Origin of the sequence: Pseudomonas sp. PB105 (assembly GCF_009764655.1) — a bacterium.
Classification (GTDB): domain Bacteria; phylum Pseudomonadota; class Gammaproteobacteria; order Pseudomonadales; family Pseudomonadaceae; genus Aquipseudomonas; species Aquipseudomonas cyclaminis.
This window is the reverse complement of record NZ_RWIO01000005.1, coordinates 1-1,594: the sequence shown is the minus strand read 5'-3', so window position 1 is coordinate 1,594 and position 1,594 is coordinate 1. Positions and strand designations below refer to the sequence as shown.

The following is a 1,594-nucleotide window of genomic DNA, read 5'->3' as shown; positions in this document are numbered from 1 at the left end:
TGGGCGTCGAGAAGTAGGTTTTGCGCCACTTCTTGTGGGTGCCCATGGCGCTGGCCACGGTGCTGAGTTTTTCGAAGTCGCGGATCCAGAAGTACTCATCCACGTACACATGGCCATGGTAGCCCTGGGCGGTGCTGCTGTTGGTCGACAGAAAGCGCAGTTCGGCGCCGTTGCTGAGCGTGATCGGGTTGCCGGTCATCTCGATGTCGAACCACTGCTTGGCAAACTGGATGATGTAGCTGCGGAAGATCTCCGATTGCGAGCGGCTGGCTGACAGGAACACCTGGTTATCGCCAGTGAGTACCGCGTCCATGAACGCTTCGCCGGCGAAGTAGTAGGTTAGACCTACCTGGCGACTTTTGAGGATGTTGCGGATCCGGCTCGTCAGCGGGTTTTGCTTAGCTGCGAACAACTCCTGCTGATACCGGTACATCTTGCTGATGAACTTATCCAGGAAGTCGACTTCGGTCAGCCCGCTGATGTCATTCTTGGCCTTCTTTTCCTTCTTCCTGTCACCGCCTTCGCCTCGGCTGGAGCGTTCGCCACGCGAGCGCCTGCGCGGTTCCTGGGGCTCGCCCAGGTCGTCACCGTTCGATGCCGGCACCGCTGCGGGCTTGGCCGCTTGTTTAAGCAGGCGTTCGCGAACAACGGTCAATCGATCCAGTTCGTTGAGGTCGTCTTTAGATAGGCTGCCGACTTTGTCCAGGAGCAGGGTGATCCGCCGGCCGACGGCCGTCAGCGGTTCTTCGTCCGATAGCATGTCTTCCCACCCGCCCTGGCGGATCCAGTAGTAGACGATTCGGATGTTGGGCAGGTTGAGTTGCGCCTGAATTTCCTTGGCCTTACAGCGGCGTAGAAACAGGCGTTTGGCGGCTTCTTTAACTTCGGTCGAGTAGTACATGGGCCGCAGTCTATGCGGCGAAAACGCTGGAAACGCGAGGTTAAATTCCGTGATCCGCCTATATCGTGAATATAGGAGAAGCGCGCATTTGAACCGTTTGTTTGAGGGCTGACGGCTCCCTATCTTGGCGGCTCATTCAGCGATTGAGCGCAGTTAAACCCATGCCCCGTTCCCTTGTTTCGTTCTGGAAACGTGTCGCCACCAGCGGAGCCACCGTTGATGGGCGCGTGATCCTTCCCCAGGAACTGCGCGACATCGCTGAAACCTACAAACCGTCCTTCTACACGGCGGTGATCTGGTGCGACCACGAACGTTGGCCAGGCTCCCACGGCACCGTCTACGCGGTGCGTCTGGTGGAAGAAGCCGAAGACCTGGAGCCCGGCGAAGTGGCGTTGGAAGCGCAATTGAAGCCCAACGACCGCCTGCTGTATCTGAATGACCAGGGCCAGAAGCTGTTCAGCAGCATCGAAATTACCCCGGACTTCCGTGGCAAGGGCAAAGCCTACCTGACTGGTTTGGGCGTTACCGACCAGCCTGCCAGCGTGGGCACTCAGGAACTCTACTTTTCCCACAAGAACAACCGCGCCTCCTACTACGCCGCGTCGGTCGAACTCGGCCGCCTGCAGGACGACAGCCCAAACACCGCCGAAACCGGACTGATTGATGCCCTGACCGGCTTCTTCAAGCGTTTCG

2 protein-coding genes are annotated in these 1,594 nt (G+C 58.5%); one reads left to right on the top strand and one right to left on the bottom strand.

Annotation, left to right across the window (positions count from 1 at the left end):
* Positions 1-901: terminase large subunit domain-containing protein (locus tag EJD88_RS00690; protein ID WP_218573971.1), on the bottom strand; the 901-nt coding region annotated here is incomplete at its 3' end.
* 161 nt (positions 902-1,062) lie between these two features.
* On the opposite strand from EJD88_RS00690, the gene EJD88_RS00685 reads away from it, so the two are divergent.
* On the top strand, positions 1,063-1,594 hold a 532-nt coding region (locus EJD88_RS00685), incomplete at its 3' end, for a GPO family capsid scaffolding protein (protein ID WP_178116908.1).